Here is a 7,120-nt window from a genome sequence, read left to right as displayed (position 1 = left end):
GGAGCGGTAGTTCAGCTGGTTAGAATGCTGGCCTGTCACGCCGGAGGTCGCGGGTTCGAGTCCCGTCCGCTCCGCCAACTTTAAAAGCCCTCGGCGCAAGCCGGGGGCTTTTTCTTTGTGTTGTTCGCGCGGTCGGACGCGAGGCATGCATCTGCCAGTGGCGGGTTGCTGCGAGGATGCGGCGCAGGCCGCGCCGGGGCTGCTTTTGGTCCCTGCGACGAAGCGGGTTACACTGCCGGGCTCGCCAATCAGGCCTTGTGATTCCTCACCATGCTGCAGAAACTCCGCGACAAGACCTCAGGCTGGATCGTCACTGTGATCCTGGGGCTGCTGATGATTCCGTTCCTGTTCGTGATCGACAACAGCTATCTCGGTGGCGTTGGCGCACAGAACGTGGCCAAGGTTTCCGCGCCTCCGACCTGGTGGCGTTCGGCCCCGTCGTGGTGGCCGGTGCGCATGCTGTGGCAGCACCATGAGATCAGTGCGCAGGATTTCCGCACCCGCTTCGAACAGGAGCGCATGCGTGAGCGCCAGCAGCAGGGCGAGAACTTCGACCCGCGCGCGTTCGAGAGCACTGAAAGCAAGATGGCCGTGCTCGATCAGTTGATCGATGAGCAGGTCGTGCGCCTGGTCGGCGAGCAGGCTGGTGTCGTGATCGGCGATGGCGCGGTGCGTGAGTACATCACCACCATTCCGGCCTTCCTCGATTCGAACGGCAAGTTCAGCGAGAACAACTACCGCCTGGCCCTGGCCGGCGGCAATCCGCCGCGTACCCCCACCCAGTTCCAGGAACTGGTGCGTGAGAGCCTGCAGCAGTCGGTGATTCCTTCCGGCCTGCAGAACTCCGGCTTCGTTACCCAGGCCGAAACCGAGCGCCTGCTGAAGCTGCTGGGTGAAACCCGCGACGTCGAGCTGGCTGCGCTGCCGGAAGTGCCGGCCGATACCGCGCCGGTCACCGACGCGCAGATCAAGCAGTGGTACGACAGCCATGGCAAGGATTTCCGCCAGGCCGAGAGCGTGTCGCTGGAGTACGTCGAGATCAACGGTGGCAACCTGCCGGCGCCGACCGCGGCCGACGAAGCCACCCTGCGCAAGCGCTATGAAGACGAGAAGGCGAAGTTCACCTCGCCGGAACAGCGCCAGGCCTCGCACATCCTGCTGACCGGTGACGGTGCCGAAGCCAAGGCGAACAAGATCGCTGCCGAGGCCAAGGCTGCCGGCGCCGACTTCGCCGCGTTGGCCAAGGCCAACTCGGAAGATCCGGGTTCGAAGGACCAGGGCGGTGACCTGGGCTGGGTCGAGCGTGGCGCAATGGTCAAGCCGTTCGAAGACGCCCTGTTCGCCGCCAAGGCGGGTGACGTTATCGGCCCGGTGAAGACCGACTTCGGTTACCACGTCATCAAGGTCGCCGCCGTGCGCGGTGGCGAAGGCAAGTCGTTCGAGGAAGTGCGTGACACGCTCGCCGCAGAGCAGCTGAAGGCCGACGGCGAGCGCGGTTTCAACGAGCTGGCTGGTCGCCTGGTCGACGCCATCAACAAGAGCCCGAGCGATCTGGCCGCTGCGGCCAAGGAAGTGAACCTGCCGCTGCAGACTCTGGGCCCGATCACCCGTGCCACCGCCAGCGGTATTGCCACCGATCCGGCCGTGCTGCGTGCCGCGTTCTCCGACGTGCTGGTGCAGGACGGCACCGCCAGCGACCCGATCGCCCTGGGTGGCGCCACCAACCACAGCGTGGTCATCCGCGTGGCTGCACACACCCCGGAACAAGCGATGCCGCTGGACAAGGCCCGCGAGCAGGTAATCGCCGCGATCCGCGCCGACCGCCAGCGCCAGGCCAGCGACAAGGCGGCCGACGCCGTGCTGGCCAAGCTGAAGGCCGGCGCCACCCTGCAGTCGCTGGCCGCCAGCGAGAAGCTGCAGCTGAGCCCGATGCCGGGCCTGCCGCGCAGCCAGCCGGTGCCGACCCCGGAAATCAATCGCGCGATCTTCAGCGCACCGGTCCCGGCCGAAGGCAAGCCGAGCTACGGCAAGGTTGACGTCAACGGCCACGCGCTGCTGTTCGCAGTGAACAAGGTCAATCCGGGCGACATCAAGGAAGTGACCGCCGAGCAGCAGAAGCAGCTGAAGGACCAGCTGAGCCAGATCGACGGCATGGCCGCAGCCAAGGCCTACATCGAGGCGATGCGCAAGAAGTTCGTGATCCAGACCACCGAAGCGAACCTGTAAGCCTCATCGGTTTGCAGGAGCGAGAAAGGCCCGGCATTGCCGGGCCTTTTTTTGTTGGTGTGTGGGTGCGTAGAGTCGAACTTGCTCGCCTGCACATGTGGAGGCATTCGAGCAAGCTCGACTCTACGAGAAGCATGTCGAAGCAGCCGCACCGCGCAAGAAAAAGCCGAGCGTGGGCTCGGCTCTACAGGGAGTGCTTGGCTGGCGCGTCAGTCTTCGACGCGCAGTACCGCGCCCGGCTTCAGCACGCTGCTGCCGCTCAGGCCGTTCAGCGACAGCAGGGCCTTCACCGGCATGCCGTAGCGGCGGGCGATGGTCCAGGCAGACTCGCCATTCCGCACGGTGTGGCGACGGCTGCGCGGACGGTCGGCGATGGCCGCAACGGTCTTGGCCACCTGGGGCGTTGGCGCGGCTGCGGCGACCGGAACGGCGCTGGCGACCAGCGCGGTGGCAGCCTCTGCCACTGTCGCATTGGCGGCCGAGACCGGCGCCAGCACGCGAGTGGTGCCGGAGGCGCGGCCACCGCCTGCCAGGGCGGGATTGAGGCGGGCAATCCTGGCCGGGTCCAGGGCGCGCTGTGCGGCCCATTGCTGGACGCTGGTGCCGGCCGGCAGGGTGTGGTCCTTCAGCACCGGCACGGTGCGGTCCAGCGAGGCCATCACGCGGGGCTGGTCTTCCACGTCTTCCAGCACGCAGGCCAGGGCATGCAGCTTCTCGACGTAGGCATAGGTGACCGGCGACAGGCCGGGCAGCGCCGAGGGCTTGGCGTTCTGCGCATTCATGCCAGCCTTGCGCAGCGACTGCAGCACGCGGTACTCGCCGGCGTTGTAGGCCATGGTGGCCAGGCGCCAGTCGCCACCGAACATGCCGTGCAGGGTCTTCAGGTAACGCACCGCGGCCTGGGTCGAATCGACCGCAGAGAGGCGTCCGTCATAGCCGTTGGCCATCGGCACGCGATGGTTGCGTGCGGTGGTGGCGATGAACTGCCACAGGCCGGTCGGGCCGCTGCCGTTGCGGGCATTGGGCCGGTAACCGCTTTCCACGAAGGGAATCAGGGCGAATTCGGTGGGCAGGTTGGCTTTGCGCAGTTCTTCAACCACATAACCGAACAGCACCAGTGCGTCGTCATCCTGATTGGCCAGGCGGGACGGCGCGTGGGCGAACTGCTTCTGCCAGCGCGGGCTGGTGGCTTCGGCATCGCAGCTGGGTTCGGCCAGGCCATCGCGGAAGCTGGTGAAGATCTCCTGGCCATTGCGCACCGAGGGCGCAGGCAGCGCGGACGGATCCAGCGGCAGCGCCGCAGCGGCGGTCAGGTTCTGGCTGATGCCGGCGCCCAGCGACTGTGCGCCTGCGGTTCCGGCCAGCCCCAGGACAAGGCCCAGGGCCAGCGGCAGACTTCGGCGCATCATGCGCGGAAGCCGTCTTTCCAATGCCGGAGACCGGCCATCACGTCGACGTCGTCAACGACGTCACGGCCCAGGTGTGCCGACACCGACGCACGGATCGGCGCCGTGTGCACACGCAGGAAGGGATTGCAGTCGAATTCGTTGGCCAGGGTTACCGGCAGGGTGGAACGGTCATCGCGGCGCATGGCCAAAGCCTCCTCTTGGCGCTGCCACAGGGCAGCGTTGGCGGGGTCGACATGCCGCGCGAAGACGGCATTTGACACGGTGTACTCATGAGCGCAACACAGCAGCAGTTGCGCGGGCAGGGCACCCAGCTTCAGCATCGATGCCAGCAGCTGGGACGGCGTACCTTCGAACAGGCGCCCACAGCCCAGGCTGAACAACGAATCTCCGCTGAAAAGGTGTTCAGCAGTGTGAAACGCGATGTGGCTGCGGGTATGCCCGGGCACGGATAGTACGTGGAACATCCGGCCCAGTGCCTGAACGCGTTCACCTTCGCCGACCCGCTCGGTCGCCGTCGGGATGCGCTCCTCGGCCGGTGCGATTACCCGCACACCGGGAAAACGCGCCTGCAGTGCGGGCACGCCGCCAATGTGGTCATCGTGGTGATGGGTGAGCAGGATGCTGTCCACGCGCAGGCCCTGGTCGGCCAGCGCGAGCACCGGCGCAGCATCGCCGGGATCGACGACCACGGCTGCACCATCGTCGTCGATCAACATCCAGATGTAGTTGTCCGCAAATGCGGTCAGGGCAGTCAGTCGCATAGAATTGGACCATGCCCGCGCTGCAGAGCACCCGTCAAGCGAGCCAGGCCCCGTGGTTCGACAGCGAACCGGCGGTGGCATTGCGCGTGCTGGAGCGGCAGTTGCTGCTGCCGCAGCTGTCGGTGCTGCCGACGCAGCCATGGCTGTGGATCGCACCAAGTGCGGCGTGGCTGGACGATGCACAGCTGGGCGGACGCGGTCTGCGCCTGTTCCGGCAGGGGCAGGGCTATGCCGGCGACACCCGCTGCGCCCTGCCATTGCCGCTGGCCAATGAGAGCGTCAACGCCATCGTTCTGCAGCATGTGGTCGCGGCCGATGCGGACCAGCTGCTGGATGAGTGCGAACGCGTGCTGATGCCGGGCGGCCACCTGTGGCTGAGCAGCCTCAATCCGTTCAGCCCGTACCGCACGCGCTGGCGCCAGCATGGGCTGGTGGTGCGCACGCCGCAGCGGATCCGCCTGCTGCTCGGCCGCCATGGCCTGGAGTGCGACGATATGCGCTACCTCGGTCCGCTCTGGCAGGGCGGCGGCAGCCGTCGTCCCGGCGGCTGGGCACCACTGCGCGCGGCCTGCCTGTTCCATGCCGAAAAACGCACGCTGGCCCTGCCCGGGCCGAAACCGCTGCCGGTGCGCTGGCACGGCACTGTTGCTACCTGATTCTGGAGTTGTATTGAAAACCATCGAAATCCACACCGACGGTTCCTGCCTTGGCAATCCCGGCCCCGGCGGCTGGGCTGCGCTGCTGCGCTACAAGGGCCACGAGCGTGAACTGAGCGGCGGCGAAGCGCACACCACCAACAACCGGATGGAGCTGATGGCGGCCATCTCCGGCCTGGAGTCGCTGACCGAGCCGTGCAACATCGTGCTCTACACCGATTCGCAGTATGTGCGGCAGGGCCTGACCCAGTGGCTGCCCGGCTGGATCCGCAAGAACTGGAAGACCGCTGGCGGCGACCCGGTGAAGAACCGCGAGCTGTGGGAGCGCCTGCAGGCGGCCACGCTGCGCCACCAGATCGACTGGCGCTGGGTGAAGGGCCACTCCGGTGACCCGGACAACGAGCGGGTGGATACCCTGGCCCGCAATGCGGCCATCCAGATCCGCGACTCCAGCCCGGTAAACTGAGCCCATGCGTCAGATCATCCTTGATACCGAAACCACCGGCCTGGAATGGAAGAAGGGCAACCGCATCGTTGAAATCGGCTGTGTGGAGCTGTTCAAGCGCCGACCGACCGGCAACAACTACCACCAGTACATCAAGCCGGACTGCGAGTTCGAACAGGGCGCGCAGGAAGTCACCGGCCTGACCCTGGAGTTCCTTGATGACAAGCCGGACTTCGCGCAGATCGCCGACGAGTTCCTGGCGTTCATCGATGGTGCCGAGCTGATCATCCACAACGCGGCGTTCGACCTGGGCTTCCTCGACAACGAGCTTTCATTGCTGGGGCCGCAGTATGGGAAGATCACCGACCGCTGCACCGTGATCGATACCCTGGTGATGGCGCGCGAGCGCTTCCCGGGCCAGCGCAACTCGCTGGATGCGCTGTGCAGGCGGCTGGGCGTGGACAATTCGCACCGCGCACTGCACGGCGGCCTGCTCGATGCGCAGATCCTGGGCGACGTCTACATCGCCCTGACCTCGGGCCAGGAGGAGATCGGTTTCGGGCTGGGCGATGACGATGCCGGCGCTGCCGGTGCGGCATTGCTGGCCTTCGATACCAGCAAGCTGTTGCCGCGCCCGCGCGTGGTGGCCACGCCGTCGGAACTGGAAGCGCACACCGCACGCCTGGAGCGGCTGCGCAAGAAGGCCGGCCACGCGCTGTGGGATGGCCCGAAGGTGGAAGAGCCTGCCAGCGTGTAATGCCTGGGATGGGGTAGTGCCGGCTGCTGGCCGGCAGCGCCGTATCCACGCGTGGCGTGGATCTACCGGTTAGTGGCAGCGCACCAGGATCACGCTGATGTTGTCGCGGCCACCGCCATCGAGCGCGGCCGCGACCAGCGTATCCACGCATTCCTGCGCGCTGGCATCCTCGAAGGCGAGGGTGCGGGCAATGCCGCGGTCGTCCACTTCCTCGGTGAGGCCGTCACTGCACAGGAGCAATTGCATGCCCGGGCGCAGTTCGCCGCTGGTGGTGGCCACGTTCAGATGCGCTGGATCGGTCACGCCCAGTGCCTGGGTGACGACGTTGCGGTGCGGATGCGCACGCGCCTGTTCGGCGGTGAGATTGCCCTGGGTGACCAGTTCCTGCACTACGCTGTGGTCCTGGCTGAGCTGGGCCAGCTGGCCGTCGCGCCACAGGTAGGCACGGCTGTCGCCGACCCACGCCACTTCATAGCGGTTGCCGTGCACGCGTGCGGCAACCACGGTGGTGCCCATCGGCAGGGTGTCGTTGCGGCGGCGCGAGGCGCGGATGATCTCTTCATCGGCAGTACGGATGGCCTGCGCCAGCGGTGCCCCGCGACGGATCTCGCGCACGATGGCCTCGCGTGCCAGCGCGCTGGCGACCTCGCCGCAGGCGTGCCCGCCCATGCCATCAGCCACCAGCCAAAGGCCGAGCTCGCTGTCACCGTAGTAGGTGTCCTCGTTGAGCTCGCGGCGCATGCCGGGATGGGTGAGATGTCCGAATTCGATCATGGTGGGCAACGGGCGCGGTATTGCGGGGGAGACGGGCATCATCGGGTGGTGGCCGGGATCCGGCAAGGCATGCACCCGGGAAATTTTCATCG

The 7,120-nt window shown here is 66.7% G+C and carries 7 protein-coding genes and 1 tRNA gene; 5 read left to right on the top strand and 3 right to left on the bottom strand.

Annotated features, from left to right (window positions below; genetic code table 11):
- Positions 1 to 77: transfer RNA gene (locus V9K93_RS04410), tRNA-Asp, on the top strand.
- A 193-nt stretch (positions 78 to 270) separates the two neighbouring features.
- Entirely contained in the window at positions 271 to 2,226 is a 1,956-nt protein-coding gene (locus V9K93_RS04405; RefSeq protein WP_136640033.1) for a peptidyl-prolyl cis-trans isomerase, read from the top strand.
- Positions 2,227 to 2,435: 209 nt separating this feature from the next.
- On the opposite strand, the gene V9K93_RS04400 is transcribed toward V9K93_RS04405, so the two are convergent.
- Both V9K93_RS04400 and gloB read right to left on the bottom strand, forming a co-directional pair.
- Positions 2,436 to 3,635 (bottom strand): lytic transglycosylase domain-containing protein, encoded by a 1,200-nt coding sequence (locus V9K93_RS04400; protein ID WP_295380707.1) that lies wholly within the window; start codon positions 3,633 to 3,635, stop codon positions 2,436 to 2,438.
- Positions 3,632 to 4,396: a hydroxyacylglutathione hydrolase gene (gloB, locus tag V9K93_RS04395; RefSeq protein ID WP_136639927.1), complete on the bottom strand. Its 765-nt coding sequence runs from the start codon at positions 4,394 to 4,396 to the stop codon at positions 3,632 to 3,634. The genes V9K93_RS04400 and gloB overlap by 4 nt, the downstream gene beginning before the upstream one ends.
- A gap of 11 nt (positions 4,397 to 4,407) precedes the next feature.
- On the opposite strand from gloB, the gene V9K93_RS04390 reads away from it, so the two are divergent.
- Genes V9K93_RS04390 through dnaQ form a run of 3 tightly spaced genes read left to right on the top strand, consistent with a single transcriptional unit; the run spans position 4,408 to position 6,254 of the window.
- Positions 4,408 to 5,052 (top strand): methyltransferase domain-containing protein, encoded by a 645-nt coding sequence (locus V9K93_RS04390; RefSeq protein WP_136639928.1) that lies wholly within the window; start codon positions 4,408 to 4,410, stop codon positions 5,050 to 5,052.
- 13 nt (positions 5,053 to 5,065) lie between these two features.
- Positions 5,066 to 5,518, top strand: coding sequence for a ribonuclease HI (gene rnhA / locus V9K93_RS04385; protein WP_046982837.1), 453 nt, complete (start codon positions 5,066 to 5,068; stop codon positions 5,516 to 5,518).
- Between the two features lie 4 nt (positions 5,519 to 5,522).
- The gene (dnaQ, locus tag V9K93_RS04380; RefSeq protein WP_136639929.1) at positions 5,523 to 6,254 is read left to right on the top strand and encodes a DNA polymerase III subunit epsilon; all 732 of its coding nucleotides are present in this window, start codon (positions 5,523 to 5,525) and stop codon (positions 6,252 to 6,254) included.
- Between the two features lie 69 nt (positions 6,255 to 6,323).
- On the opposite strand, the gene V9K93_RS04375 is transcribed toward dnaQ, so the two are convergent.
- Positions 6,324 to 7,028, bottom strand: coding sequence for a PP2C family protein-serine/threonine phosphatase (locus V9K93_RS04375; protein ID WP_046982835.1), 705 nt, complete (start codon positions 7,026 to 7,028; stop codon positions 6,324 to 6,326).
- Between the last annotated feature and the right edge of the window lie 92 nt (positions 7,029 to 7,120).

The sequence above is a fragment of the Stenotrophomonas sp. CCNWLW162 genome, assembly GCF_037203745.1.
Taxonomy (GTDB): Bacteria; Pseudomonadota; Gammaproteobacteria; order Xanthomonadales; family Xanthomonadaceae; genus Stenotrophomonas; species Stenotrophomonas maltophilia_AQ.
This window is presented reverse-complemented; position numbering and strand designations above follow the sequence as displayed.

Excerpts from the sequence above, each read along its gene's own strand:
- V9K93_RS04405 (WP_136640033.1), top strand. The coding sequence starts at position 271 with ATGCTGCAGAAACTCCGCGACAAGACCTCAGGCTGGATCGTCACTGTG.
- V9K93_RS04400 (WP_295380707.1), bottom strand. The coding sequence starts at position 3,635 with ATGATGCGCCGAAGTCTGCCGCTGGCCCTGGGCCTTGTCCTGGGGCTG.
- gloB (WP_136639927.1), bottom strand. The coding sequence starts at position 4,396 with ATGCGACTGACTGCCCTGACCGCATTTGCGGACAACTACATCTGGATG.
- V9K93_RS04390 (WP_136639928.1), top strand. The coding sequence starts at position 4,408 with ATGCCCGCGCTGCAGAGCACCCGTCAAGCGAGCCAGGCCCCGTGGTTC.
- dnaQ (WP_136639929.1), top strand. The coding sequence starts at position 5,523 with ATGCGTCAGATCATCCTTGATACCGAAACCACCGGCCTGGAATGGAAG.
- V9K93_RS04375 (WP_046982835.1), bottom strand. The coding sequence starts at position 7,028 with ATGATCGAATTCGGACATCTCACCCATCCCGGCATGCGCCGCGAGCTC.